At 40.9% G+C, this 25036-nt stretch carries 29 protein-coding genes and 1 pseudogene; 14 read left to right on the top strand and 16 right to left on the bottom strand.

What is annotated here, in order from left to right:
• The first annotated feature begins 47 nt into the window (after positions 1 to 47).
• A complete protein-coding gene (locus RMY00_RS11915) occupies positions 48 to 755 on the top strand; it encodes a M15 family metallopeptidase (protein ID WP_322647738.1) in 708 nt (235 codons plus the stop codon).
• Between the two features lie 5 nt (positions 756 to 760).
• On the opposite strand, the gene RMY00_RS11910 is transcribed toward RMY00_RS11915, so the two are convergent.
• Positions 761 to 1234 carry a TspO/MBR family protein gene (locus tag RMY00_RS11910; protein WP_322647737.1) on the bottom strand — a complete coding sequence of 158 codons (474 nt, stop codon included), beginning with the start codon at positions 1232 to 1234 and terminating at the stop codon, positions 761 to 763.
• Between the two features lie 90 nt (positions 1235 to 1324).
• Positions 1325 to 1798, bottom strand: a complete 474-nt coding sequence (locus tag RMY00_RS11905; RefSeq protein WP_322647736.1) for a TspO/MBR family protein — start codon at positions 1796 to 1798, stop codon at positions 1325 to 1327.
• Positions 1799 to 2305: 507 nt separating this feature from the next.
• On the opposite strand from RMY00_RS11905, the gene RMY00_RS11900 reads away from it, so the two are divergent.
• The 3 genes and pseudogenes from RMY00_RS11900 to RMY00_RS11890 all read left to right on the top strand — a co-directional run.
• Entirely contained in the window at positions 2306 to 2875 is a 570-nt protein-coding gene (locus RMY00_RS11900; RefSeq protein WP_322647735.1) for a DUF3611 family protein, read from the top strand.
• 1361 nt (positions 2876 to 4236) lie between these two features.
• Complete coding sequence (locus RMY00_RS11895) at positions 4237 to 5592, top strand: UDP-N-acetylmuramoyl-tripeptide--D-alanyl-D-alanine ligase (protein ID WP_322647734.1); 1356 nt, start codon at positions 4237 to 4239, stop codon at positions 5590 to 5592.
• Positions 5589 to 5684, top strand: a pseudogene (locus RMY00_RS11890) (N-acetyltransferase); the annotation flags it as partial. The gene RMY00_RS11895 and the pseudogene RMY00_RS11890, both read left to right, overlap by 4 nt.
• Before the next feature lie 148 nt (positions 5685 to 5832).
• Here the strand turns inward: RMY00_RS11890 and RMY00_RS11885 are convergent.
• From RMY00_RS11885 to trmFO, 3 genes are all read right to left on the bottom strand, one after another.
• On the bottom strand, positions 5833 to 6168 hold the full coding sequence (locus tag RMY00_RS11885; protein ID WP_322647733.1) for a hypothetical protein: 336 nt from the start codon (positions 6166 to 6168) through the stop codon (positions 5833 to 5835).
• Between the two features lie 205 nt (positions 6169 to 6373).
• Positions 6374 to 6775 carry a fasciclin domain-containing protein gene (locus RMY00_RS11880; protein WP_322647732.1) on the bottom strand — a complete coding sequence of 134 codons (402 nt, stop codon included), beginning with the start codon at positions 6773 to 6775 and terminating at the stop codon, positions 6374 to 6376.
• A gap of 194 nt (positions 6776 to 6969) precedes the next feature.
• Positions 6970 to 8286, bottom strand: a complete 1317-nt coding sequence (gene trmFO / locus RMY00_RS11875) for an FADH(2)-oxidizing methylenetetrahydrofolate--tRNA-(uracil(54)-C(5))-methyltransferase TrmFO (protein ID WP_322647731.1) — start codon at positions 8284 to 8286, stop codon at positions 6970 to 6972.
• Positions 8287 to 8344: 58 nt separating this feature from the next.
• Between trmFO and RMY00_RS11870 the strand changes: the two genes are divergently transcribed.
• Positions 8345 to 8440: an HNH endonuclease gene (locus RMY00_RS11870; RefSeq protein WP_322647853.1), complete on the top strand. Its 96-nt coding sequence runs from the start codon at positions 8345 to 8347 to the stop codon at positions 8438 to 8440.
• A gap of 4 nt (positions 8441 to 8444) precedes the next feature.
• Here the strand turns inward: RMY00_RS11870 and RMY00_RS11865 are convergent, their stop codons facing one another.
• The 4 genes from RMY00_RS11865 to RMY00_RS11850 all read right to left on the bottom strand — a co-directional run bounded on the left by RMY00_RS11865 (position 8445) and on the right by RMY00_RS11850 (position 12182).
• Entirely contained in the window at positions 8445 to 9140 is a 696-nt protein-coding gene (locus RMY00_RS11865; protein ID WP_322647852.1) for a Uma2 family endonuclease, read from the bottom strand.
• 116 nt (positions 9141 to 9256) lie between these two features.
• Complete coding sequence (locus RMY00_RS11860) at positions 9257 to 10060, bottom strand: Rpn family recombination-promoting nuclease/putative transposase (RefSeq protein ID WP_322647730.1); 804 nt, start codon at positions 10058 to 10060, stop codon at positions 9257 to 9259.
• 131 nt (positions 10061 to 10191) lie between these two features.
• Complete coding sequence (gene panB, locus RMY00_RS11855; RefSeq protein WP_322647729.1) at positions 10192 to 10962, bottom strand: 3-methyl-2-oxobutanoate hydroxymethyltransferase; 771 nt, start codon at positions 10960 to 10962, stop codon at positions 10192 to 10194.
• A 113-nt stretch (positions 10963 to 11075) separates the two neighbouring features.
• On the bottom strand, positions 11076 to 12182 hold the full coding sequence (locus RMY00_RS11850) for a ligand-binding sensor domain-containing protein (protein ID WP_322647728.1): 1107 nt from the start codon (positions 12180 to 12182) through the stop codon (positions 11076 to 11078).
• An 800-nt stretch (positions 12183 to 12982) separates the two neighbouring features.
• Here RMY00_RS11850 and RMY00_RS11845 point away from each other — a divergent pair.
• The 7 genes from RMY00_RS11845 to RMY00_RS11815 all read left to right on the top strand — a co-directional run bounded on the left by RMY00_RS11845 (position 12983) and on the right by RMY00_RS11815 (position 18263).
• Positions 12983 to 14413, top strand: a complete 1431-nt coding sequence (locus tag RMY00_RS11845) for a form I ribulose bisphosphate carboxylase large subunit (protein WP_100900845.1) — start codon at positions 12983 to 12985, stop codon at positions 14411 to 14413.
• A gap of 245 nt (positions 14414 to 14658) precedes the next feature.
• Positions 14659 to 15066, top strand: a complete 408-nt coding sequence (rcbX, locus tag RMY00_RS11840) for a RuBisCO chaperone RbcX (protein ID WP_322647727.1) — start codon at positions 14659 to 14661, stop codon at positions 15064 to 15066.
• A 46-nt stretch (positions 15067 to 15112) separates the two neighbouring features.
• Positions 15113 to 15451, top strand: a complete 339-nt coding sequence (locus tag RMY00_RS11835) for a ribulose bisphosphate carboxylase small subunit (RefSeq protein WP_322647726.1) — start codon at positions 15113 to 15115, stop codon at positions 15449 to 15451.
• Between the two features lie 154 nt (positions 15452 to 15605).
• Positions 15606 to 16232 (top strand): GDSL-type esterase/lipase family protein, encoded by a 627-nt coding sequence (locus tag RMY00_RS11830; RefSeq protein ID WP_322647725.1) that lies wholly within the window; start codon positions 15606 to 15608, stop codon positions 16230 to 16232.
• Between the two features lie 60 nt (positions 16233 to 16292).
• On the top strand, positions 16293 to 16520 hold the full coding sequence (locus tag RMY00_RS11825; protein WP_322647724.1) for a type II toxin-antitoxin system prevent-host-death family antitoxin: 228 nt from the start codon (positions 16293 to 16295) through the stop codon (positions 16518 to 16520).
• The gene (locus RMY00_RS11820) at positions 16517 to 16903 is read left to right on the top strand and encodes a type II toxin-antitoxin system VapC family toxin (protein ID WP_322647723.1); all 387 of its coding nucleotides are present in this window, start codon (positions 16517 to 16519) and stop codon (positions 16901 to 16903) included. Before RMY00_RS11825 ends, RMY00_RS11820 begins: the two co-directional genes overlap by 4 nt.
• 85 nt (positions 16904 to 16988) lie before the next feature.
• Positions 16989 to 18263, top strand: coding sequence for a ribulose bisphosphate carboxylase small subunit (locus RMY00_RS11815; protein ID WP_322647722.1), 1275 nt, complete (start codon positions 16989 to 16991; stop codon positions 18261 to 18263).
• Between the two features lie 452 nt (positions 18264 to 18715).
• Here RMY00_RS11815 and RMY00_RS11810 read toward each other — a convergent pair whose 3' ends face one another.
• Both RMY00_RS11810 and RMY00_RS11805 read right to left on the bottom strand, forming a co-directional pair.
• The gene (locus RMY00_RS11810; protein ID WP_322647721.1) at positions 18716 to 19012 is read right to left on the bottom strand and encodes a hypothetical protein; all 297 of its coding nucleotides are present in this window, start codon (positions 19010 to 19012) and stop codon (positions 18716 to 18718) included.
• Between the two features lie 28 nt (positions 19013 to 19040).
• Positions 19041 to 19508 (bottom strand): VOC family protein, encoded by a 468-nt coding sequence (locus RMY00_RS11805; RefSeq protein WP_322647720.1) that lies wholly within the window; start codon positions 19506 to 19508, stop codon positions 19041 to 19043.
• A gap of 76 nt (positions 19509 to 19584) precedes the next feature.
• Here RMY00_RS11805 and RMY00_RS11800 point away from each other — a divergent pair, with 76 nt between their 5' ends.
• Positions 19585 to 20058, top strand: coding sequence for a DUF4385 domain-containing protein (locus RMY00_RS11800; protein WP_322647719.1), 474 nt, complete (start codon positions 19585 to 19587; stop codon positions 20056 to 20058).
• A 582-nt stretch (positions 20059 to 20640) separates the two neighbouring features.
• On the opposite strand, the gene RMY00_RS11795 is transcribed toward RMY00_RS11800, so the two are convergent.
• The 4 genes from RMY00_RS11795 to RMY00_RS11780 all read right to left on the bottom strand — a co-directional run bounded on the left by RMY00_RS11795 (position 20641) and on the right by RMY00_RS11780 (position 23424).
• Positions 20641 to 21288, bottom strand: coding sequence for a hypothetical protein (locus RMY00_RS11795; RefSeq protein WP_322647718.1), 648 nt, complete (start codon positions 21286 to 21288; stop codon positions 20641 to 20643).
• A gap of 302 nt (positions 21289 to 21590) precedes the next feature.
• On the bottom strand, positions 21591 to 22610 hold the full coding sequence (locus RMY00_RS11790; protein ID WP_322647717.1) for an aldo/keto reductase: 1020 nt from the start codon (positions 22608 to 22610) through the stop codon (positions 21591 to 21593).
• Between the two features lie 198 nt (positions 22611 to 22808).
• Positions 22809 to 23144: a cytochrome c6 PetJ gene (gene petJ, locus RMY00_RS11785; RefSeq protein WP_322647716.1), complete on the bottom strand. Its 336-nt coding sequence runs from the start codon at positions 23142 to 23144 to the stop codon at positions 22809 to 22811.
• 55 nt (positions 23145 to 23199) lie between these two features.
• Complete coding sequence (locus RMY00_RS11780) at positions 23200 to 23424, bottom strand: hypothetical protein (protein ID WP_322647715.1); 225 nt, start codon at positions 23422 to 23424, stop codon at positions 23200 to 23202.
• Between the two features lie 188 nt (positions 23425 to 23612).
• Between RMY00_RS11780 and RMY00_RS11775 the strand changes: the two genes are divergently transcribed.
• Positions 23613 to 24413, top strand: a complete 801-nt coding sequence (locus RMY00_RS11775) for a histidine kinase (protein WP_322647714.1) — start codon at positions 23613 to 23615, stop codon at positions 24411 to 24413.
• 340 nt (positions 24414 to 24753) lie between these two features.
• Here RMY00_RS11775 and RMY00_RS11770 read toward each other — a convergent pair whose 3' ends face one another.
• On the bottom strand, positions 24754 to 24945 hold the full coding sequence (locus tag RMY00_RS11770) for a YqaE/Pmp3 family membrane protein (RefSeq protein ID WP_100898558.1): 192 nt from the start codon (positions 24943 to 24945) through the stop codon (positions 24754 to 24756).
• Between the last annotated feature and the right edge of the window lie 91 nt (positions 24946 to 25036).

Here is a 25036-nt window from a genome sequence, read left to right as displayed (position 1 = left end):
TGAGGTAATAATTACGAATTACGAATTACGAATTACAAATTATTTACATGAGACCTTATCATCAAATCCCGATTTTCGAGTGTGGTGAACCGATAATAGCGATTCCTTTAGAATTGTTTGCGGTGGAATCTCCTCATCCTTATGAAAAATTAGGTGCGCCTTATGGCGATCGCTCCCCTTATTATCTCCGTCAAAGCGTCATTGAAAAATTGCTCCAAGCACAAAATTATCTTGAACTGCTGCATCCAAACTGGTGTATACAAATTTTTGACGCTTATCGCCCAGTAGCAGTCCAGCAGTTTATGGTAGATTACAGCTTCGCTCAAGCAGTGCAGGATAGGGGATTAACTGATGTGGAATTATCCCCAAACCAACGCCAAAAGATTTGGGAAGCGGTTTATGAAATTTGGGCTGTACCAAGTTTGGATGAAAAAACTCCTCCTCCTCACAGTACAGGTGCGGCGGTAGATGTGACGCTAGTAGATGATGCAGGGCAAATAGCAAATATGGGTTCGCCGATTGATGAAATGTCAGAGCGATCGCATCCTGATTATTATGCCAATAGCGATCGCCCAGAAGCCCAAAAGTATCATGCTCACCGTCAGCTATTGCAAGATGTAATGTTAAAAGCTGGTTTTCAACGCAATCCTAGAGAATGGTGGCATTTTTCTATTGGCGATCAAATGTGGGCTTGGCTGAATAATCAATCCAATCCAGCCAAGCCTGTCACAGCACGTTATGGGCGACTTGTATAGGTGCGTTATGCATCTAGAGGATTCAACTCTTTTAACTCGTCGGTAGTGTAAGTACCAATAGGAGTCCAAATTAGATACGGAAGGAGTAACAGCGCCGCCATTAGAGAAATCGGCAAAACGCAGATTGCGAGGACAACGCCTGAAATCAAACCGATTAGCCCAAGAACTTCCCCAATTTTCAAGCTGCGAAACCTCAACATTGTAGGTATATAGGCAACGGTGATAATTTCCACCAAGAGGTACAAAGCCATTAGTAGCCAAGTAATTGGGCTTCCGGGATTTTTTTCCCAGACAACATAAGCTGAAGCTGCACCGCAAATAAAAATTACAGTCCAGATGATCGGAATCAACGGCTCAAAAACTAGCCAACGCGGGCGACTTAAATTTGCAAACCATTTAACATCACGCGGTGTGATGAAGAAACTACCAAGGGCGACGAAGAAAGTTACAGCCCCAATTATTATCCAAGATGGAATCATAATGCACTCAAGTTTTGTGTATTTTGTCAAGTCATACACTGCAAGTTTGACAATTTAGGCTATATGTTTAATCATTCCCTGGTGCGAATCTTAGGCATCTTGAGGATTGAGACGGATCATCTGCCAAGTGGTATAAGTACCAATGGGACTCCACAGCAAATAAGGAACTAGTAATAGTGCTGCCCAACCAGAAAAACCTAAAACTGCAAGTATCAATAAAGCATTAATGATAAAACCTGTGCCACCAAGAATTGTACCGACCTTCAGGCTGCGAAGCTTAAACATTACAGGTGTATAGGCAATGGTTACAATTTCTAAAAGCAAGTATAAACCCATGATTAACCAGGTTGAGGTGCTTCCTGGATCTTTTTCCCAGACAATATAAGCTGACCAAGCACCGCAAATAAATATTACAGTCCAGATAATAGGAATCGCACCCTCAAAAGTTAGCCATCTCGGTCGTTGTAAGCGCTTGAACCATTGGCGATCGCTAGGTGTAATTACGTTAGCTGCTAAAGCAACTAAGAAAGCGACACCCCCAATCACCATCCAAGATTTAATCATGGCCATTATTCCTTTACAAGCGCTATCTATCGCTTAATATCACTCTTTATAGTGTGATTTTGTCAATTTAGTTGCTAATTACTCATCATCCCTGAGTTTGAAACCTTCACATCGTTCGGCAGGATTTTAAATTATAGGCATTGGGAAAGAGGCAGGGGGGCAGGGAGCAGAGGAGAAAGAGATAATTTTTTATTCTTTTCCTTCCCCCACCTCGGGAGCAACGCGAAAATGTGAGATCATCGCTTTTTGAAGCAGGGGGAGCAGGGGGAGCAGGGAGAGTAAAGAGAGAATTTAGTAACATGCGCTACTATAAATACTTCAAAATACACTTAATTTATTTTTCCTCCCCTGCCTCCCCTGCTTGCCCACCTCACAAAATCGCATTGCTCCCCCCACCTCCTTCAGCATTCCCCACTCTCTAGTAAATTATGTCTGGGGGTGGGGGTATAGGGTGAAGCGTGGAAATATTCTTAGTAATAAAGGGATAAGGCAATTAAAGTAATTTATATGCAAACTAAATCAGAAACGCGTTCGCCAGCACCAGAAACTCGAGGAATTGGTAACACTATACGGCTTACAGGCTGGATTTCTTTCTGGATACAATTGGGACTTGCAGTGGTTTCTGGTTTAGCTTTGTTATTTGCCGCTACTGGTCGTGGCTTTGTGGAACAACCGAATGCCGGTCTTGGGGTAGCTGTGTTTTGGGCTGCGTGCGGTATTGTAGTGTTGTTGTTCTCTGTGTATTGGGATTTTCGTTACACTCGCATAGGCAGAAGTCTAGAAAATCCTAATCCGGCGTTGCATCTGAGTAAGGCAGATACAACTAAAATCATCCGATTGGGAATAATTGCAGGTTTGGTGGGAATATTATTAACTCTCTTGGGTGCTGGATCAACTGTGTTAGTGCTAGTGGCAAAATCTATATCCCAACCTCCAGGAGTGGCAATCACCGATCCCTACAGAATTATTCGAGCGCTGGATGTTTTTGTGGCTGTAGCAAACATCAACGGGATTGCTGCTCACTTTGTGGGTACTATCGCTTCATTATGGTTGCTGGAGCGAGTGCATCAACACTAGTACCGCTACGCAAAATTTAAAAAAGCTGTTGAGTAGTGAATTGTGACTCATGAGTAAATCCAAATTGGATCAAAATTTTGCTGATGAGTCTTTGATTAGGGCTATTTCGTTCTAGACATAAACCGCTCATAACTAAAGTTCACAGGCTTTTAGCCCAAGTCCACTCAAGTGGACTAAAAGCCTTTATTAGTCGTCTTTAGACGAATGAGTGCTATTAGCCTCAGAATAAATTCTGAGACGGGCTAGATGACAATACAGTTCAGTTAAGCTTTTATTCTCTCCCCCTGCCTCCCCTGCGTCCCCTGCTTCTCCTGCCTGCCTTAACAGATAAATTTCCTTAACTGAACCGTATTGGGCTAGATGAGAATGAAATAGCCCTGAGTCTTTGATACTCGTGAACGAGTCTTTGAACTCCGTTCATCCACCTCAGATAAGTAAGTCGGTAAGAATAAATGAAACTAAATCAAGTAATGTAAAAAAAGCTTGAGATTAGTTTGTATTGAGGATTTTAGTCCTCAAATGATGGCTGGAGCCGCTTACTACAAACCTTGAATTATTCACGCCGCTCTACTTACTCGTTGGTCTTTAAACTCCGTGAGCCTTTAAAAATGAGAAGTTTAGACTGGCTTCTGCCATGTCTTTAGGTTATTTCTAATTTTTACCTAAAGATTCAGTTTAAAGGCACTTTCTTATTACTTATGACAGTTACTTTAAATCATTCTGATGAGTGAAAGTATATATACTTAATAATTGAGGTTCAAAGCATGGACTCAACAGGTAAGGTTCAAACTGGGGACTCCTCCTGGTCTCTTCCACTGCCGTTGAAAGAGTATGCAATGAGCCGAGTAACTGTCTACTTTTATAGCGACAGATGGGTTCCAATTAAATATTGTTCTTTGGGAAAAGCAATTTTGCTTCACCAGAAGGCAAACTCAGAAGGCAAGGAAATTTTCTTATTTCCTACTAATCTAGACCCTAATCAACCCTCAAACTCTTTTAACTAAAATGGACTGAGTAGACTATTTTTCAAACATCTTGGCAACAAATGAATCGGCTATAGAGGCGTACTTATATAGGTACGCCTTTATTTTTAAATGAGAGTGAACTAAGTAATACCGTTTCTTTGTGAGGCTGCGCCGTAGCCTGTGGTAAGTCTATGCAGCGTCTACATTAAAAAAATTGCCTTTGATAAAGAGTTTTAGCCTGAACTGAAGCGTATTTACTTATAGACGAACATAGTTGCAATTCATCGGCAATAGCCAAGAGAACTCTTTTTCAAGAATCGCAAATCTTGTGGTTCAATGCAGTATTATGGCATAATTCGATTTTATAATTTTAAACAATAAAATTGTAAATTACTTATGCATTGTACTGCAACCCTAAACCAACTGGTTGAAATTCTTTTGGCCAGTTCTGTAAACTTATCTGAAAATGTTTTAAAACAAGTAAGTTACGGTATACAAACAGATAGCCGTACCCTGAAGCCGGGTGAAGTATTTCTAGCTTTAAGAGGCGATAAGTTTGATGGACATGAATTTGTGCAAACTGCGATCGCAAAGGGTGCTTTAGCTGCAATTGTAGATTTTGAGTACGAAAATCCAGGGCTTCCTGTATTACAAGTAAAAGACACCCTCAAAGCATATCAGAAAGTTGCCAGATGGTGGCGCGATCGCTTTAACATCCCTGTAATTGGTGTCACAGGTTCAGTAGGTAAAACTACAACTAAAGAACTAATTGCGGCAGTTTTAGGAACAAAAGGAATAGTTCATAAAACTTTTGGAAATTACAATAACGAAATCGGTGTCCCGAAAACTCTCCTAGAACTTGGCCCAGAAAATGACTACGCCGTAATTGAAATGGCAATGCGGGGTAGGGGACAAATTGCCGAACTGACACAAATAGCACGTCCAACAATTGGAGTGATTACCAATGTGGGGACAGCACATATTGAATTACTAGGTTCGGAAGAAGCGATCGCTGAGGCGAAATGTGAGTTATTAGCCGAAATGTCTGCTGATAGCGTGGCAATTCTCAACCACGACAATCCTTTATTAATGACCACAGCAGCAAAATTTTGGCACGGAGAAGTTTTAACTTATGGCTTTTCTGGTGGAGATATCCAAGGGCAATTAATTGATAACGACACTGTAGAAGTTGCTGGAATCCAACTACCTCTACCTTTACCTGGTCGTCACAATGCAACAAATTTCTTAGCAGCTTTAGCGGTGGCAAAGGTGTTGGGGATCGATTGGGCAACCCTTAAAGCAGGTGTAATGGTGGATATGCCCACAGGGCGATCGCAGCGATTTACCTTAGCCAACGATGTGGTAATCTTAGATGAAACTTATAATGCTGCACCAGAAGCTATGATTGCAGCCTTGGAGTTATTGGCAGAGACACCCGGAAAGCGGAAGATTGCTGTGTTGGGTGCAATGAAAGAATTGGGAGAGCGATCACAGCAGTTGCACCAACGAGTGGGAGAAACAGTGAAAAAGTTGAATTTAGATGGCTTATTGGTTTTGGTAGATGGACAAGATGCCGAAGCGATCGCTATTAGTGCCGAAGGTATCCCATCGGAGTGCTTTGCAACTCATGCTGATTTGGTGGCTAGGTTAAAGACATTTGTGCAAACAGGCGATCGTTTATTATTCAAAGCTGCCCATTCTGTGGGACTAGATCGGGTAGTCAATCAGTTACGTGCAGAATTTTCCAGATGATACGACTAGAAACCCAACGTCTTATACTGCGAGACTTTGTAGAATCAGATTGGCAAGCGGTTTATCAATACGCTAGCGATCGCAAGGTTGTAATTATTGGCAGACACACCCAAAAAGGGCAAAATTGCCCTCTTGGGTGCTATGAAAGAATTCTAAAGAGTTATGTCTAACAACAAACCGAAGAAGCATCTATGCACTAGTGAGTTGAAGAAATAGTGCGATCGCTACTATGTGTAGATTTTAGGCGTTGTTGGAAAGACTAGGGTTATTGCTGTAGCGTCTTTGAAAAAGAATTGCTGCCGAATTAGTCACTAAACAGGTGATTGCTAGCCACATCAAGATGTAAGTAGGAGCCATCACCACGCCAATGTGGAACCAAGTATATACATGCAGTATCATTACAGAAGCGAAAAAGCTAGCAATTCCAGCAGATTGCCACACTTGATACGATGGACGACGTAAAGCTACTAGGCTCATCGTTAAAATTGTGACAAGTAAGTTTGCTGGGACGAGAAATGCACAAATACTAACGCAGTTGCCACGAGAGAACTCAGCTAAGGTGTTTAAATCGAGCATTAATTTGTTGGGATAGGTGTTAGCTTTTTAAGAATTTAATTTATTGTATTTTAAAATAACTAAATCAACATTAATATATGAGTGAGTAATCACATTGCAAATATAACATAAATTAAACTATTGAGTTACCTTTTGATACTCCCAATAGTTAGTTAATTATAAAGATTTTGGATCAGTAGGGTGGAAAATACCCACCCTAGCTAAATTAACCCGGTAAAATCACCGTATCGATAACGTGTACCACACCATTATCTGCTTCGATATCTGCTGCTAAAACTGTGGCATTTTTAACTTCAAAACCATCAGAAGAACTAATTTTAATCGGTGAACCTTCCACAGAATTAACCGTACCAAGTTTTGCCAAATCAGCCTTTAGAAGCTTTCCTGGAACGACATGATACTTTAATATCCGCGTTAACTGGGGAATATTCTGTAACAAAGTTTGGATAGTTCCCGGTGGTAACTTGGCAAAAGCATCGTCATTTGGTGCAAAGACAGTGAACGGGCCAGGACTTTTTAATGTTTCTACTAAACCAGCAGCTTGTACAGCTGCCACCAGTGTTTTAAAGGACTCAGCCGTAACTGCAATATCAACAATATCAGCCATATATCTTACCTAGAATCTCTGCAAAAGATTTTAAAGGATAATAAACCTATTTGAAGTTTTATTAAAAAAATAAATTTAAAATCAGATGTTAAACAAGAGGTAGGGGAGGCAGGGGAAGATAAGGGAGAAGAATTAATAACCCATGCCCAATACTTCGACTTCGCTCAGTACAAGTGCCCCATGCCCAATGCCCATTAATTATGATTAACTTTCCAGTTTGCTAAATCAGTTAAAGAGCGATCGCGGTAACGTCCATAACGTTCCTGCTTACTTTTGATTTTCGCACCCAGTTCGGGAAAAATCCCAAAGTTGGGCGGCATTGGTTGGAAATGCTTCGGCGAAGCGGAACTAATAAATTCAAATAACGCACCCATCATTGTTGTTGGGGGTAAAACCAAAGCTTCTTTACCCAAAGCTAGCCGCGCTGCATTAATTCCCGCCAAGCAGCCACCCGCAGCCGCCGCAGTGTAGCCTTCAGTACCTATCAACTGTCCAGCAGCTAGCAATGTTGGACGCTCTTTAAATTGCAAAGTCGGATGCATTAGCCCAGGAGCATTAATAAAAGTGTTGCGGTGCATCACTCCCAAGCGCACAAACTCTGCCTTTTCCAAACTTGGGATTAACTGAAATATTCGCTTTTGCTCACCCCAACGCAGATTAGTTTGGAATCCTACCATATTCCACAGTTGACCGGCTTTATCTTCTTGTCGTAACTGCACCACAGCATAAGGACGTTCCCCGGTGCGAGTATCTGACAATCCCACTGGCTTTAGGGGGCCGTAGCGCATGGTATCTTCCCCACGCTGTGCTAGTTCTTCAATGGGTAAACAAGCTTCAAAAAATTTTGCCGTTTCCCGTTCAAAACCTTTAAGTTCTGTTTGTTCTGCTTTACAAAGTTCTTCTCGAAACCGCAAGTACTGCTCTTTATTCATTGGGCAGTTGAGATAAGCAGCTTCACCTTTGTCATAACGTGATGCCATAAAAGCAACGTCACGGTTAATCGATTCTCCCACAATAATCGGACTAGCGGCATCGAAAAAGCTCAGGTATTCCATCCCGGTAAAGCGCTGCAAATCTTCGGCTAAGTCGGGACTCGTTAAAGGCCCAGTTGCCAAAACCACAATTCCTTCAGGAATCGCAGACACTTCACCCCGGCGAAATTCAATTAAAGGATGGCTGGCTAAAGTTTGAGTCAAGTCTTGGCCAAATTGTCCCCTGTCTACCGCTAACGCCCCACCCGCAGGTACGGCGTGTTCATCAGCTTTCGAGATGACAATAGAACCCAGTTGGCGTAACTCTTCGTGCAATAATCCAGCTGCGCGATCGCTTGCCATTGCCCCAAAGGAATTACTACACACTAGTTCTGCTAAATGTTCTGTATGATGAGCAGGGCTGAAGCGTTTTGGACGCATTTCATGGAGAATTACCGGCACTCCAGCTTGGGCTATTTGCCACGCTGCTTCTGTCCCAGCTAGTCCACCTCCAATTACTTGTATCGGTTGTTGTTCCATAGTTAAATTTTTAATTCCTGTATTATAAGTATCTATCAGCATCACAGAAGTAAATTAAATAAAAAGTCATGCTGACTATACAATTAGCGTAAAACAAGGTGGAGCAACAACACTAGATAATTTCTGCTATGCCTGTATTCTATGTAACCTTTAAAAAATTAGAAATTATCTGTATCAATTCCCTTTTCTTTGAGTTTAGCTAACAATTCTTGATAGCGATCGCGCTCTTTTTCTAATTCTTGTAAAGCCGCTTCCTTTGCTTGACGTTCTTGTTCCCGTAACTGGTCAATTTCTACAGGTGACAAAAACTTTTGTCCGGTGGGAGAAACAATTTCCAAAGTATCCGGTGTCAGTGTAAAACGGATTCCCAAACGCGGACTTACCCAGCCATTCATCTCTTCGATGACTTCAAAACTATCTCCAGAACCGAGCAAGCCATTTAAATCGTTCTTGGCTGGATCATAAATATAATATTCTTCCACGCCATAACGCTGGTAAAACTGCAATTTTTTGGTCATTTCTTTAAGGGTGTTACCTGGCGATAGAATTTCAAATACTACCTGTGGCGGGATATTATCTTCATCCCATTGTAAATAAGAACCCCGTTTTCCTTTTGGTCTGCCAAAGACTACCATTGTATCCGGCGCTTGTTTAATATTTGGGCTTCCTTTAACTGGATACCAAAATAAATCTCCGGCGATAAATACATCAGCTTGCGATGCAAATAAAATTTCTAAATTTTCTTTAATTTTGACAATCCATGTAAATTGTTCTGTATTATCCGCCATTGGCTGTCCGTCGCTTTCTGGGTAGATGACTTCGATGGTGGTTTCTGGTGTAACTTGTTGTACCATTGCTGCACCTCTAAGTATGGGGTTTTTAGCTGATATTTCTATTTGAGATGGCGATCGCATTAATCTAAAATTCTTAAAAGCAAAAAGGCTTGGCGCCAAACATCACTTATCTGAATTTATTCATTTAGAGGCGTTTGCTGTATTGCTTGCTGGACTTGTGCAACATCCAAATCTAACGCCTGTGATATCTGTTCTACACTTAAACCTAGTGCTAGCAGTTTAGGTACAGCTTCTAACTTTGCCTCAAAACGACCTTCTTGTTTACCTTCTTGTTTAGCTTCTTGATAAACCCGTGTTTGCTTCAACTCACTTAACCCAAACATTGCTTCTATCTCCTCTCGACTTATGTTAGGCAGTTTATAAACTAAGATTGTCTCTATTAATTCTAGTAATTGTTTTTGTGGTAGTTGCAAATTTACCGCTTGTTTAGTACGGTTAATTAGAACTCTTGCGCTAGTAATAGTTGTATCTTCATCTTCAATTACTAATTTTAGGGTAGCAATACCTATTGGTAGTGATGCAGCTTCGCCTAATTCATCTAAGTAAATTATACTAATACGATTGCTGTTGAAGAATTCGTGGCAATCTTGTCGTTCACCAGTATCTATATTCCTTCTAGGATAAATCACCACTCCTCGCCAAGAATTTTTAGATTTCTTTTGCCGCAAATAGAGAAATACTTCTGAAACTAGGCGCAAATAAATATCTGAGTCTGGTTGAAATTGAACTTCAACGAAATAAATCGGATTTTCTTCGTTTTGAGTCGGAAGAAATACACCATTTATTCTAAAAGCAGTTTGTTTGATTTCAACTGAAGAGAATTGATAGGTATTGGCAGTCTCAGGAGGATTGCCAATCAGTTCAAAGAATATACTGGGGAATTCTTGAAATAAACGATAAAAGATGCTGTCAGTTTTCACTCTGGATGTTAAGGCACAATTTTGAACTTTAGCAATTTTATAATGTGCTTCTCTCTAATTGCATAAATTATCACAGATGGAAAACTAGCTATTTGGCAGCTTTTTGTATTTTTTGATCGTAAAATCCATGCCTATGGAAATTTCCGATCGCGTACTTCCACAGCATAATCTTGCACGGCTTTGGTAATAGTTTCTCGCAAGTTTGTGTAAACTTTGGCAAATGGTGGATGCTTTTCGGTAAGTCCGAGGACATCAGAGGTAACTAAAACTTGTCCATCGCAGTGAGTTCCCGCACCGATACCGATTGTGGGAATGCTTAATTTTTGTGTAATGTGCATTGCCAAATCTACGGGTATATGCTCTAAAACTAGAGAAAATACACCTGCTTGTTCCAGAGCGATCGCTTCTTGTAAAATCCTCTCACTCGCCTCTTGCGTTTTCCCTTGTTGTCGCAAACCGAGTTGATGTACTGATTGCGGTGTCAAACCGACATGACCCATTACCGGAATTCCAGCTTGTACCAAACGAGCAATAGTTTCTGCGATCGCTGGATAGCCACCTTCCAATTTTACTGCTTGAGCGCCCGTTTCCTTGAGTACCCGCCCAGCAGAGTGCATTGCTTGCTGGAGACTTTCTTGATACGTCAAAAAGGGTAAATCTACCACCACTAATGCGCGTTTAACCCCACGACGCACGGATTTGGCGTGGTAGATCATCTCATCCAAAGTTATCGGCAGTGTTGTTTCATACCCTAAAACTACTGCCATAGAGTCGCCCACAAGGATTAAATCTACACCAGCTGCATCGATGAGTTGAGCGATCGCATAATCCCAGGCTGTCAACGCCACAATTGAACGTCCCTGTTGTTTCCATTGAATTAATTGCTGGGTAGTGATTGCCATTTTTCTAGGTGGGGAGTAGGGAGTAGGGAGTGGGGAATAGAGATTAGGGATTAGGGAATTTCACCACTTTGTACAGACGCGATTAATCGCGTCTTTCCCCACTCCCCATTCCCTCATTTAACAGCGCGACTGAAAGCAATATGGGTTTTTGCACTGTCAGTTTTGGGCATTAACCAAGCTAGACCTTCACTAGTGCCGATCCATAATTTATTGGCAATGTCAGGTGCAAGAGCAAGAACCCGACTAGAAGGAAGTCCAGCAACTTCTGCATCTAACACAGCCCCTGTATTTGGATTTAATCGTAACAAACCATTGTTAGTCCCGACCCAGACACTACCATCTTTAGCAAAACGTACCGCCGTCACGTCACGCCCACGCAGGCGAGTTACAGAACGCAACACTGCACCAGTTTTTGGATTAATAACTAGTAAATTATTTGGCATTCCTGCCCAAATTAATCCTTCTGGACTGATAGCTAAAGCTTGGACAGTCGTCCCTGGTAAATCGGCTATCCGCTTCATAATTGCAGCACTAGCAGTATTTATCCGCACCAATCCATCAAGAGTGCCAACCCACAGTTGACCTTCAGCATCTAAAGTCAGGGTATTGGCGCTGACACCAGGCAGATTTTTTAATGTTGTCATAATTAGACCTTGGTCAGGACTAATTAGAGCTAAACCGCTATCGGTTCCAGTCCACAAATAACCCCGTTTGTCAACTAACAATGACAACACCCGTTTGGAAGGCAAAAATAAATTCTGCGCGGTGATTTCACTAGTACGGGGGTCTACTCGGAACAGTCCATCATAACTTCCTACCCACAAACGTCCTACTTTGTCTTGGGCTAAAGCACCAATGGCAACATTTGGTAAATTAACACGAGAAATAATCTTGCCAGTTTTAGGATCAATCCGCGATAGTCCCCGCCAAGAACCTACCCAAAGATTGCCAGTAATATCTCCTAGTAAGTTACCCACACGATAATCGGTTTTTGGTGAATTTTCTTGCACTCTACGCTCATCGGGCAAAGGTTCTACTCGCGGTGGCGGTGCAGAAGGTGGGTAAGCAGGAGTTAGATCAGATGAATTAATATCAGGGGTTTTTTGTGCCCATCCTATACTTGGCAAAGCTATCAACCCCAGCAAGATAGAAGTAATCAATAAACTAGTACGCTTGCAAAACAATACCACGGTGACATTTCCTTTGGAGACAGTACCCATAGCCGTTACCTAAACTGCCTTTGGGTTACTTCCAGTGTTCCCCTAGTCGGAATTTTTTAAACGTCATCTAGAATTTTTCTCAAATTTTATAGAGATTGGGCATTGGGAAAATAATTTTTATAACTCTTAACTCCTAACTCCCCACTCGCTTCTTTACAGTTATTGATGACACTTTGTAAAGCATATGTAACAAAATGTTAAATTTTTATATAATAACAAAATTAAATATATAAGTTAAAAACTTTCAAAGAATAACTTATCCAATTATTGATATATTGTGGAATAAGTTACAAATTACGTGGTGTGCAATTTTTTATCTTTACGCTCACGACTCTGCTAAATCTCTGTCAAGTAAATTCTTTTCTGGTATCTTTTCCATCAACGGAAAAGATATAAGGAGTGTAGAGGCGGGAATGTGTGCCAGCTAGCCCAATCCCCTGAATACCCCGATTTGTAGGGAAATTATTTAAATCAAGCCGCAAAAGCGGAAGTTTTGGTGAAATTGAGAAGGTTTAGTTAGGTGCGAAGAAGAGGTAAAAAAGAATTTTGATTCGTAAGAAGAGGGTACAGTAGAAGCGCTAGGTCGTTTTCCCCTAGAAGGGGATAACACTGGTGAGGAGGGCTACCACCGCTACCAAAGTGTCAGCCGGAAAAAAACTGCTACCCTTTGCCAAAAACAACCCTTAACAAAAATTTTTACCGTTCTTTTCCCCGATGAAGGGGGAAAAAATCGGGTGAGGGGAAGTTGCACAAAACGTGATTTGATAATTAACAAGAGTGATTTCAGGGAAGGATAAAATATGTCTTACGCTCAAACGAAGACTCAGAGCAAGTCTGGGTATCAAGCCGGGGTTAAGGATTACAGACTAACTTATTACACACCCGATTACACACCAAAAGATACCGATCTTCTAGCTGCGTTCCGCATGACACCCCAGCCTGGTGTTCCTCCCGAAGAAGCAGGTGCGGCTGTAGCGGCTGAGTCTTCCACAGGTACTTGGACAACTGTGTGGACAGACTTGCTCACCGACCTCGATCGCTACAAAGGTCGTTGCTACGATATCGAACCAGTTCCCGGTGAAGACAACCAGTACATCTGCTACGTTGCCTATCCTTTGGACTTGTTTGAAGAAGGTTCTGTAACCAACGTTTTGACCTCAATTGTAGGTAACGTATTTGGTTTCAAAGCTCTGCGGGCACTGCGTTTAGAAGATATTCGCTTTCCTGTTGCTTACATCAAGACCTTCCAAGGGCCTCCTCACGGTATCCAAGTTGAGCGCGACAAGTTGAACAAATACGGTCGTCCTTTACTGGGTTGTACCATTAAGCCCAAATTGGGTCTTTCTGCTAAGAACTACGGACGCGCTGTATACGAGTGCTTACGTGGTGGTTTGGACTTCACCAAAGACGACGAAAACATCAACTCTGCACCATTCCAAAGATGGCGCGATCGCTTCTTGTTCGTAGCTGAAGCTATCAACAAATCCCAAGCAGAAACCGGTGAAATCAAAGGTCACTACCTAAACGTTACCGCTCCTACCTGTGAAGAAATGCTGAAGCGGGCTGAGTACGCAAAAGAACTCAAAATGCCCATCATCATGCATGACTACCTAACCGCAGGTTTCACCGCCAACACCACATTGGCTCGTTGGTGTCGTGATAATGGTATTCTGCTACACATTCACCGTGCTATGCACGCTGTAATCGACCGTCAAAAAAATCACGGTATCCACTTCCGTGTATTGGCTAAAGCCCTACGTTTGTCTGGTGGTGACCACATCCACACCGGTACAGTAGTTGGTAAGTTGGAAGGTGAGCGCGGCATCACAATGGGCTTCGTTGACCTGTTGCGTGAAAACTACATTGAGCAAGACAAGTCTCGTGGTATTTACTTTACCCAAGACTGGGCTTCTTTACCTGGTGTAATGGCAGTTGCTTCTGGTGGTATCCACGTATGGCACATGCCCGCGCTGGTAGAAATCTTTGGTGATGACTCCGTACTACAATTCGGTGGTGGTACTCTGGGACATCCTTGGGGTAACGCTCCTGGTGCAACCGCTAACCGCGTCGCCTTGGAAGCCGTTGTTCAAGCTCGTAACGAAGGCCGCAACTTGGCTCGTGAAGGTAACGATATCATCCGCGAAGCTGCCAAGTGGTCTCCTGAACTAGCTGTTGCTTGCGAACTGTGGAAAGAAATCAAGTTCGAGTTTGAAGCAATGGATACCGTCTGATCTGGGTTAACAGTTAAGAGTTAAGAGTTAGAGAAGCGATTAATCGCATCTGTACAGTAGAGACGCGACGCCAGTCGCTACAACGGGGAGGCAGTCCGTTGGACGACTTCGCCGACTTGAAGGAACTGCCGTGGGCACCCCCCCAATACGCTGGCTGATGAATCGCTTCTGTACAAGAGTTAGGATTTGCATTAATTCATAACTCATAACTCATAACTCATAACTCTTCAGGGCTGGGGTCAAGCATGAATCTTAAGCAAATTGCGAAGGACACAGCCAAGACTCTCCAAAGCTACCTGACTTATCAGGCTCTAAGGACAGTATTGGCACAGCTAGGCGAAACGAATCCTCCATTAGAACTTTGGCTGCATAACTTTTCTGCCGACAAAATTCAGGATGGTGAATCGTATATTGAACAACTGTTGCGAGAAAAACCAGATTTGGCTTTGCGAATCATGACTGTTAGAGAACACATTGCGGAAGAAATCATCGAATTTTTACCAGAAATGGTTCACACTGGCATTCAGCAAGCCAATATGGAACAGCGTCGTCAGCATTTAGAACGCATCACACGAATAGACACATCTAACCCCAGTCTGCAACCAGAACAGCAAGCAACTTCAGATCCGAATTTGGATAACTTATCCAATTAGTTCGCTCAACCTAGTAGTCAAAAATCGCAACCCATTATCAAAAGCTATGCAAACTTTACCAAAAGAGCGTCGTTACGAAACCCTTTCTTATCTGCCACCTCTGTCTGACGCTCAAATTTCCAAGCAGATCCAGTACATTTTGAATCAAGGTTACATTCCAGCGATCGAGTTTAATGAAACTTCTGAGCCAACAGAATTATATTGGACAATGTGGAAGTTGCCTTTGTTCGGTGCTAGATCCACTCAAGAAGTATTGAGCGAAGTTCAAGGATGCCGTTCTCAATTCAATAGCAGCTATATCCGTGTTGTGGGTTTTGACAACATCAAGCAGTGCCAAGTTCTCAGCTTTCTTGTTCACAAACCTAACAAAGGCAACAGATACTAAAGCAAGCGTTGCTTTAAGTAATTAGTTTATCTTCATAGGAGAGGTGGAATTATCTGCCTCTCCTATTTTTTAAATTTGTTTTGAAACGCAGAGGGACGCAGAGAATAACTCCGCGCCCCTTTGTGTAAATCTCTGCTTTTTTAAAATATAATACATGGAATTACAGCATCTGCCGGAAGTAAGAATTTGCTTTGTTGGTGACTCCTTTGTTAATGGTACTGGCGATCAAGAATGTCTTGGTTGGACAGGGAGAGTATGTGCTAATGCTAATAAAAAAGGTTATGACATTACTTACTATAATTTAGGAATTAGGCGTGATACGAGTACTGATATATCAAAGCGTTGGTTACAGGAAGTATCACTGCGATTACCCAAAGAATATGATGGCAGAGTTGTGTTTTCTTTTGGATTGAATGACACAACATTAGAAAATGGTAAAACTCGTGTGGATTTGACAGATTCTATCAAAAATGCTTGTGAAATTTTAAGTAAAGCTCAAAAGTTATATCCTGTTTTGATGGTTGGCCCTGCACCCTACGCAGAACAAAAAGATAGTCAAAGAACGAACAGAAATACTGATTTATCTAAACAGTTTGCTTTAATTTGCAATAAATTGAATATACCTTATTTAGACGTTTTGACCATATTAGAAAAATCAAACATCTGGATTAATGAAGCAAGAGCTAATGATGGTGTTCATCCAAGAGCAGGCGGTTATACAGAGTTTGCCCAAATAGTAGAAAATTGGGACGCTTGGTTAAATTGGTTTCTTCTAACTTAATCAAACATTCAAAGTTAGTATAGTGGTAGCACCTAATTTTGATATCCGAAGGTGGTAACTATGCAACAAATTACTCTAGCTGAAGCATCTCAAAACTTACCCGACTTAATTGAAGCAGCACTAGGAGGTGAGGAAATTATTATTATCAAAGATAATCAACCTTTGGTGAAGTTAACTCCTGTATCATCACTTAAACACCGCCGTCAACCTGGAAGCGCAAAGGGTTTAATTACAATATCTGATGACTTTGATGCACCACTCGAAGAGTTTAAGGAATATATGGAATGAGATTACTGTTGGATACACATACTTTTATTTGGTATGTGACAGATAATTCAAGACTTAGTAATCAAGTAGTAGAATTAATCAATAATGAGAATAATGAAATTTTACTAAGTATTGCTAGTCTATGGGAAATAGCTATTAAGCAGAATTTAGGCAAGCTTAGTTTCAATCAGCCATTTGAGATATTCATCACACAGCAACTCAACCTGAACGATTTTAGGTTACTCGATATCAAAATTAGCCATGTTACTGTTGTTGCCACACTACCCTTACATCACCGTGATCCATTTGACCGAATTTTAATTGCACAATCGGTAGTGGAAAATATACCTTTGCTGAGTGCTGATAAAATTTTTGATGCATATCCAATAAGACGTGTATGGTAAATAGTGTTGCTTTTCTACCAAAAGATAAATAAACAGTTATCACCAAAAAAACTTAACATTATTGCAGTGCTAGGTAGATAATTTTATGGGTTACTATATCGCTCCCCGCTTTCTGGACAAACTGGCTGTCCACATCACCAAAAACTTTCTAAAGCTTCCTGGCGTGCGAGTTCCCGTGATTTTGGGTATTCACGGACGCAAGGGAGAAGGCAAAACATTTCAATGTCAATTAGTCTTCGAGAAAATGGGTATCGAAGTGACTAACATATCTGGCGGCGAATTGGAAAGTCCAGATGCAGGAGATCCAGCACGGTTGATTCGGCTGCGCTATCGGGAAACAGCAGAACTGATCAAAGTACGCGGCAAAATGTGTGTACTGATGATTAACGATTTAGATGCGGGGGCTGGACGCTTTGATGAAGGTACTCAATATACTGTAAATACGCAGTTAGTGAATGCCACATTGATGAATATTGCTGATAATCCCACAGATGTGCAGTTGCCTGGAAGCTATGATTCCACGCCTTTACATCGTGTGCCGATTATTGTCACAGGTAATGATTTTTCCACTCTCTATGCACCGTTAATTCGGGATGGACGGATGGAGAAATTTTACTGGGAACCAAACCGAGACGACAAGGTGGGGATTGTCAGGGGAATTTTTGAATCAGATGGACTGTCACAGAGGGAAGTTGAACAGCTAGTTGATACTTTTGTCAATCAGTCTATTGACTTCTTTAGTGCTTTGCGGTCGCGCATTTATGACGAACAAATCCGCAACTACATCCATAAAGTAGGTTTTGAGCGGGTATCCTTGAATGTGGTTAATAGCACTGAAGGGCCACCAGAATTTAGAAAACCAGATTTCAGCCTGTCTCATTTAATCGAGTCTGGTAACTTCCTCGTTGGTGAACAAAAACGAGTGGAAAATTCCCATTTGGTTGATGATTACAACCGACTCAATCGAGGTAGAAATTCTCAATCTGCACCACCAGCGGCTGTAACACCAATTAATCAGCCCTCAAGCAATGGTGCAACTCAAGAACTAAAAACTAATGGATTCCAAAAGCAGGAAGCATCAATTACCCATTTGAGTTTGGATACACAAGCTCAAATTAGGCAATTATTATCTCAAGGTTATAAAATTAGTGTTGAACACGTAGATGAACGCCGCTTCCGTACAGGTGCTTGGCAAACTTGTGTTCATAGCCACATTGATGCAGAGTCTGATGCAATCTCAAATTTGGAATCAACTCTGACAGAATATAGCGGTGAGTACGTGCGTTTGGTTGGTATTGATCCAAAAGCCAAGCGCCGGGTGGTAGAGACAATTATTCAACGTCCGAATGGAAAGAATTAGTCATTAGTCATTAGACCTGCCTTGAAAATAGGGACTGGGGATTGGGGAATGGGGAAGAAATATTTTCATTCCTTCATTAGACTTCTTGCATAAGTCGGGAAAAGGGGAAGGTGGGGCCCCCTCTGGGGATAAGGGGCGGGGGGAAGGGGAAAAAGTTCTGTATCGTCCTTTTCCCCTTTAACATGAACCCTTTTCCCCAAGAGTGCAAAAAGCACTTTTGCCAAGAGGTCTATTGTGAAACGTGTTTATCGCTAACGTAATTCGTAATTCCCAATAAAAGGCAGGCATTTACTGTAGACTATAGGACTAATGTTTGATTTCTGAAAAAGCTCGGTAGAACTTGAAAAGCCTAATTCCCTACTCCCCACTCCCCGCTCACGTAGATAATTTCAAAAATCAAATACCATTCCTATATTAATTACGAATTATTCGGTTACAGCAATTTTTTGGCATTAGTCTATTTTTTTAGGAATGAGACTGGCGCTTTTTGTTGCACTATCCCAAACAATCCAGCTAAGAGAATTATCTAAATCATCGGGGCTATTTGAAACTTTGAAATATAGCTTTTCTGTACCTTTTATTTCAATAGCAAAGTCGGCATTTTGAGCATAAACGACTATAAAACCTTTGTCTCGTAAACAATACATCGCCCAGGCTTTCAATGATTGCTTGTATGGTTCGTGTGGAATTGGGGGTTTTGTGATTGTGTCTTCAATTAGTTTAAATATTTGCGTGATTTTCGCGGTCATAGTAGATACTTTTGTTATTACCCTTAAGTTAACTAGCTTCTGGATCACAACGAATTTCAATCATAAAGCCATCTGGATCGTAAAAATACACTCCTTTACCAGTAGGACGCGTGACTGGGCCATGTGCGATCGCTATTTTATTTTCTCTGATCACTGTCACCGCGCGATCAAATAACTGCGGATCGATGTCAAAGGCGAGATGATAGGCTCTGGTAAAGGTCTTTTCTGGATTGGGATTTGGTGGTGTTAAATCGGGTTCTCCAAATAAATCTAGAATTGTACCATCCGGGGTGATGAAGTTGGCTACTTTCCCAGATGCGACAAGTTCTACCAGGGTTGCAGGTACCTCTTCGCCTGTGAGTTCATGTAAACCCAGGATAGTGCCATAAAAGTAGCGGGAAGCTTGCATATCTTGGACATTGAGGGCAATGTGATGCACTTTACGCAGATTTCCTGGCGCAAGGACACTGTTCGCGGATTGGGTGCTAGATAGCATAGTAAAACAAAATCTCAATACTTTGATAGAAGTTGAACTTTCTTTTAAAGTTTATTATTCCTAATAAAAATCTATCATGGCTTTTGATTATTCTTTAGACTTTAAAAATATTGATTTTCGCCAACATCCTGAACTCTATCGTGTTGGGAAGGGTGAGCAGGGCGTACTTTTGGTTGAACCATACAAATCAGAAATTCTTCCTTACTGGCGGTTTAAAACTCCTGATATTGCTAGAGAGTCAAGTGAAAAGATATACGAGATGTTTCTTGATTATTTAGAGAAAGATGATTTTATTGGTGCAGATATGGCACGAAAGTTTATCCAAATGGGCTATACTCGCTCTCGGCGTTATGCTAATCATAAAAGTGGTAGGAAGTATAAACAAAATTCTGAAACTTCAGATTCTAAAAAAGAAATTCTTCCCTATGAAGTTGACCCAGTTAAAGCGGAATCAGCAGCAATATTTAAAGCCAAGTGGGTAGAAGCAAAGACAAATGAGAAATATCAAAAGCTTTTAGCCAAACATAAGCAGATGTATGAGCTAGAGTAAAACACTATTAACTTTCAATTGAGTGGTTTTCGGAGAGTGCGTTAGGTGACTGAACTTCTGAGCTTTGTAAATAAACCTCGTTAGACTTGGAGGCTAAAGCAATCAAAAATCTGAAAATCCTCTGAGTTCTTAACAAAATGTAGGGGTTTAAGTCCCCGGCTTTTATCAAGCCGCAAGTGTTGGGCTGCTTGTCTTTATCGCCGTTACAACACGTAATTGCTCTCTTCTCTACGAGACGCTTTGCGAACGTAGCGGGGCGTTCGCTTTTAGCGTCTCCAAGAGTTGCCCATTGCGTACAGCCCTGCGGGCATGAAAACAGCAAAGCGGGGCATTAGCAAGAGTGCAAATTGGTTTAACTGTTGCTAACTCCTTTGTCTTCAGGCGATCTTATTGGGTTTGTTTGCTGCGGAATGGATAGAACAACAAGTGTTAGAGAACTATCCTACTCTTAACTCAGAAGCACTAACAGCAATATTCGCTTTTACCTGAGGTCAGACTAAATATTAAAGAAAAAGGGGTATCTGATTGAACACAGACCCCCAATTGGCTAAAGCTAAAAAAAGAACAACCAAAATCAACAGGTTAAGGGTTGCAAGTAGGCGGGTTTTTTGAGGTGTTAGGGTTAATGCACAGCGGCCCAAGGTTAGTTAGAGAATTAGGTCGGCTAATAAATGCTAACGGGCCAGCCTTGTGTTCACCATTAAAGGGGGTAGGTTTGCGAACATCAAATCCACACGCAGCAGCATCTTTAGGGTTGTTAAACCAAAACCCTACATGGAAAGTATTAGTAGGTAGTAAGTTCACTTCCGGATCAAAACCGAAAATCTGATCTAGCAGAATAGTTTTAATTGTCACAAGTCTAGGCTCAACGTCAGATTGATACCAAGCCAGACCAAAGTTCTTGAAATTTGGATTTGGGGTACCGAATGCCTGCTGAGGACTATTCTCTACAGTAAACAGATCAAACTTCAAACCAGACTTGAAACCTGTCAGCCTCAAAGTCAGCTGGTCATTAAGATTGCCACGCTTTACGGTGGCTTGAACCCGAGGCGTCACTCCAGGAGTAGCTGCCATACAATTAATGAACTGCTTGTTAGGAAATAACTCAAAAGTAGTTTCATCAGAACTTGATGAAAACTGTGCTGAAGCAAGCTGTCCAAACCCAAATACTAATAGCAACCCTCCGGCAAATATGCGAGGAGCTAGTAAGGATGGAAATTTGCGAAGCATAAATTTAAATTGTTTTGTTAAAGTATTTTGCAAGAAGCAACCTACAGATTTACACTACTATAAATCTGTATATATTCAAAACAATTTAAGATAATGTTACATATTGAACTAATAAGAAAAAGCTAAGTATTCAGGTACTTCTAAAGAATAAGTTAATCAAAAAAATAATAGTTTACCCCTCACAATTATAATCATTGTGAGGGGCAAGTAGACGGTTGCCAACATCGTTCTATTTTAATGGCATGGTTTGTAGAGGTAGATTCCACAATAACCTTCACCGTATTATCAACCTTTTTAGGAAGTTATCGCCGATATTCATCGCCACAATCGCCGATTAGCTGGTACAAATCGTGTGACTGGCGAGATACTGCATTGATGCGATCGCGATCGTCAGCATCTAAACTAAAACTAAATACTTTGGCGTTATCTTCTATATGTTCAGAGACACCAAGTCTTGCACCAACTATCACACCTCCCACGGTTGGCTGATCTAAAATGTAACGCACTGCCACGTTAGAAATACTTACCCCATGCTTATTAGCAATTTCCTTCAGGATAGCCAGCAACTCTTGAAATAATCGCCAACCACCCCAAGCATCGATCATATTTTTATATTTTTTCAAACTAGCAGTGGATAAATCAAATCCTCGCGGTTCCGGTTTTCCCAAATAGTTTTCTGATAACAAACCGCCGCATAGTGTACCGTAAGTAAAAAGCTTTATGTCATACTGTTGACAAAACTCCACCATATTAATTTCGGGACGGCGGTCAACAAGGGAAAATTGCACTTGGTTAGAAACAATTTTGATACCTGCTTCAGTAATAATTTTCAAGTTTTCTGTGTCAAAATTAGTTAAACCTAGATGCTTAATTTTACCCTCAGTCTGAAGTTCTGCCATATATTTGAGGGCATCCAAGTAATTTTTATCTTGATATTCCCACCAGTGGAATTGCATCAAATCTAACGATTCCACATTCATCCTTCTTAGGGAAATATCAATATTTTCCTCAACGAGTTTTTTTGTCATTTTGCCAGGACGAGGTACCCATTTTGTAAAAGCTTGTACCTGAGATAAAGCATCTTTACCACGAGTGTCAATTAGTTGACAGCGAAACTCACCAATAAAGTCTTCTGCGGGGCCATAGTGGTCTGCTAAATCCCAAGTAGTGAAGCCTGCATCTACATATTTGAACATAGTCTCAATAGCGGCTTGGGGATTGATCCGTCCGTGTGCGCCGGAGACTTGCCACATCCCATTTAAGATCCGGCAAATGTTCAAATCAGGAGTGAATTGGAGACGACTAGCTGCGGGTAAGTTCATTTTCAAGTTTAGGAGGAATTAGGAGTGAGGAGTTAGGAGTAAGGTAATGAAGAATTAGTTAGTTCGTAAGCATCTTATTACAAGATTATTAGCCTTTACACCTTCTTAAGAACCATTTATAACAGCGATAATCAATAACTCTTAAATTTTAACTCTTAACTCCTAACTTTTGTACAGAGGCGATTAATCACGTTTCTCTTAACGCCAGTCTTTTTCAGCTTGTTGGAGAACATAAGCAGCAACATCTTGAATTTGCTGTTCAGTGAGGCGTTCTTTGTAGGCTGACATATTATTTTTACCATTGGTAACTATAGATGTAACTGCCTCTATTGAATCCATACCATACTTTTTCAGCGCTTGCTTTTTGAGATTTTTACCTCGTCTGATGATGTTGCTGCCGTTGATATGACAACCAGCACAATGAACACTAAATATTTGTTCACCTTTAACTGTATCTGCTGCATTAGCAGGTAAAGTAAATGTGTTGATTAATAACAAAAATGTTACTAACACTAACGTAAGTAGTCTTCTCACTTAACTTCTCCTGATTTGAATATACTGATTACATAGATTAGTATCAAAAGCAATACTACAAGGATTCAAAGTCAGTTTTAAATCCAGCAAAATTTACACAATCATCTTGAAAGGCTTCGGCATCGCTAACTTCTTCAATTTTGTAAGACATGATGCGCGTCCCATCTGGCATTTTTTTAGAACTAATCAATTCACCTTGATACTTTTCTGCGATCGCTTTAAATTCAGTACCATATAGCTTCCAGGCATCGGTTGAACAAGTAATATTTACTCGCCACATATTTGCATCTCAATTACTACTAATAATTAATCATCTCACGAATGGGCAACATGCTCCACATCACCTCTTTCGGGTTAGTATTTTCTATCTAAAGGAAGTACCTAGCCTTTTTAGGCTACGCCATAATGTGGGTATGGGAACATGTCTAGAAAATATTATCCAAAATAGTTAAACCCTAAGAGTTGAAAATGCCTAACAATATCAAACAACAAATTCAAGCAGACTTGCAACAAGCTAAAGAAACCGGACAATTAAGAACTGAACGGATTCGAGAAATTGTAAAATCCGCAGTTTCTCAAGTAGCTTCTGAGTTTAGACAAGGTTCAAGTGAAGTTCGTAGTCTTGTTAAAGACGCTGTTTCTGCTGTAATTGAAAACTTTCAAGAAAAAGGTGGCGAACTCAAAGATGAAGTGACAGCTTCTATTGAAGGAGCGCTGGAAGGAATTAATAGCAAAAGACACGAAAGCATTGCTAAAACTCAGACAGATATAAAGCGCCTACAGGCTCAACTGGATGGTGAAGAAGAACAACTCCAGCAAGAGGTTGATGTAATTTTGGCAGAGATTGAAGAAACGGGTAAGGAAAAACCCGCTACTACTAAAACCGCAATTGATTCTGCTGTTAATGCTATTAAAGATAGTGAAGAAGTAGGATTGTTAAAGAAACGTTACGCCCAACTACAAGCGCAGCTAGCAATTGTCCGAGCTAACTTAGCTGCACGCTATGGCGGACGTAATATGGAAGTTCAGGATTATCTAGACGAAGCTAAACATTGGTATGATAAAGCTCGTCCTCAAGCAGAATCTATGGCTGTGCAGGTAGAACAGAAGCGATCGCAGCTTGAAGATAAACTAGGTGAAGCTGGTACATCTCTAGCAAGAAAAGAACACCAAATTAAACAGACGTTGAGAGAGTTACTCTTAACGGCAGCTGACTTATTCAAAGATAAGGAACCTGCAAATAAAGAGCGAGATACTATTCATAAATAGACTGGAGTGCTTTTTCACAAAACTCTGATACATATAGAATTTTAGTAGGGGAAACGGCATTGTCGTGCCCCTATTAAAGTATCTGTATAATTATTAAAGATTCACTTTTCATAGGATGCGTTAGCCAAAGACTAAAGCATTGCTTAATACAATTCGCAATTAAAATACTTAAATAAAGCAATGCTTTCAAGGTTTACATCTATATCAGATTTTTCGTGAAATGGTATTAAGGGGTTAGGTCTTATAACCTCTAATTCTAGTAGAAACTAAAATGGTGCGTTACGGCTTTAGCCATAACGCACCCTACTTACTTAAGATTCCTTAAAATTCATCTTGCGTATTAGTAAATATTTCCTTCTCTATTCAGTTGTTCATCATGCTTGGCAATAACCCAAATTGCATGAATACTACCGGGTAGCCAACCTAGAACTGTGAGCAAGATATTAATAAACAGAGTTGGGCCAATTCCAACAGTCAGAAAAACGCCTAAAGGAGGCACTAACAAACCTAGAAGAAAACGAACTAATTTCATGATTTTGCCGTATTTTTGTGATTTTCTTTAATTACATTCTGCTGAAGATACCGAATTAGGAAATCCACCTTCGGATATTTTATTTGGAGTA

Source organism: Nostoc sp. ChiVER01, assembly GCF_034531155.1.
Taxonomy (GTDB): Bacteria; Cyanobacteriota; Cyanobacteriia; order Cyanobacteriales; family Nostocaceae; genus Nostoc.
Note: the sequence above shows the minus strand (reverse complement) of the source record. Positions and strands in the feature narration are given on the sequence as shown.

Coding starts and splice junctions, on each gene's coding strand:
- RMY00_RS11915 (WP_322647738.1), top strand. CDS start 48: ATGAGACCTTATCATCAAATCCCGATTTTCGAGTGTGGTGAACCGATA.
- RMY00_RS11910 (WP_322647737.1), bottom strand. CDS start 1,234: ATGATTCCATCTTGGATAATAATTGGGGCTGTAACTTTCTTCGTCGCC.
- RMY00_RS11905 (WP_322647736.1), bottom strand. CDS start 1,798: ATGATTAAATCTTGGATGGTGATTGGGGGTGTCGCTTTCTTAGTTGCT.
- RMY00_RS11900 (WP_322647735.1), top strand. CDS start 2,306: ATGCAAACTAAATCAGAAACGCGTTCGCCAGCACCAGAAACTCGAGGA.
- RMY00_RS11895 (WP_322647734.1), top strand. CDS start 4,237: ATGCATTGTACTGCAACCCTAAACCAACTGGTTGAAATTCTTTTGGCC.
- RMY00_RS11885 (WP_322647733.1), bottom strand. CDS start 6,168: ATGCTCGATTTAAACACCTTAGCTGAGTTCTCTCGTGGCAACTGCGTT.
- RMY00_RS11880 (WP_322647732.1), bottom strand. CDS start 6,775: ATGGCTGATATTGTTGATATTGCAGTTACGGCTGAGTCCTTTAAAACA.
- trmFO (WP_322647731.1), bottom strand. CDS start 8,286: ATGGAACAACAACCGATACAAGTAATTGGAGGTGGACTAGCTGGGACA.
- RMY00_RS11865 (WP_322647852.1), bottom strand. CDS start 9,140: ATGGTACAACAAGTTACACCAGAAACCACCATCGAAGTCATCTACCCA.
- panB (WP_322647729.1), bottom strand. CDS start 10,962: ATGGCAATCACTACCCAGCAATTAATTCAATGGAAACAACAGGGACGT.
- RMY00_RS11850 (WP_322647728.1), bottom strand. CDS start 12,182: ATGGGTACTGTCTCCAAAGGAAATGTCACCGTGGTATTGTTTTGCAAG.
- RMY00_RS11845 (WP_100900845.1), top strand. CDS start 12,983: ATGTCTTACGCTCAAACGAAGACTCAGAGCAAGTCTGGGTATCAAGCC.
- rcbX (WP_322647727.1), top strand. CDS start 14,659: ATGAATCTTAAGCAAATTGCGAAGGACACAGCCAAGACTCTCCAAAGC.
- RMY00_RS11835 (WP_322647726.1), top strand. CDS start 15,113: ATGCAAACTTTACCAAAAGAGCGTCGTTACGAAACCCTTTCTTATCTG.
- RMY00_RS11830 (WP_322647725.1), top strand. CDS start 15,606: ATGGAATTACAGCATCTGCCGGAAGTAAGAATTTGCTTTGTTGGTGAC.
- RMY00_RS11825 (WP_322647724.1), top strand. CDS start 16,293: ATGCAACAAATTACTCTAGCTGAAGCATCTCAAAACTTACCCGACTTA.
- RMY00_RS11820 (WP_322647723.1), top strand. CDS start 16,517: ATGAGATTACTGTTGGATACACATACTTTTATTTGGTATGTGACAGAT.
- RMY00_RS11815 (WP_322647722.1), top strand. CDS start 16,989: ATGGGTTACTATATCGCTCCCCGCTTTCTGGACAAACTGGCTGTCCAC.
- RMY00_RS11810 (WP_322647721.1), bottom strand. CDS start 19,012: ATGACCGCGAAAATCACGCAAATATTTAAACTAATTGAAGACACAATC.
- RMY00_RS11805 (WP_322647720.1), bottom strand. CDS start 19,508: ATGCTATCTAGCACCCAATCCGCGAACAGTGTCCTTGCGCCAGGAAAT.
- RMY00_RS11800 (WP_322647719.1), top strand. CDS start 19,585: ATGGCTTTTGATTATTCTTTAGACTTTAAAAATATTGATTTTCGCCAA.
- RMY00_RS11795 (WP_322647718.1), bottom strand. CDS start 21,288: ATGCTTCGCAAATTTCCATCCTTACTAGCTCCTCGCATATTTGCCGGA.
- RMY00_RS11790 (WP_322647717.1), bottom strand. CDS start 22,610: ATGAACTTACCCGCAGCTAGTCGTCTCCAATTCACTCCTGATTTGAAC.
- RMY00_RS11780 (WP_322647715.1), bottom strand. CDS start 23,424: ATGTGGCGAGTAAATATTACTTGTTCAACCGATGCCTGGAAGCTATAT.
- RMY00_RS11775 (WP_322647714.1), top strand. CDS start 23,613: ATGCCTAACAATATCAAACAACAAATTCAAGCAGACTTGCAACAAGCT.
- RMY00_RS11770 (WP_100898558.1), bottom strand. CDS start 24,945: ATGAAATTAGTTCGTTTTCTTCTAGGTTTGTTAGTGCCTCCTTTAGGC.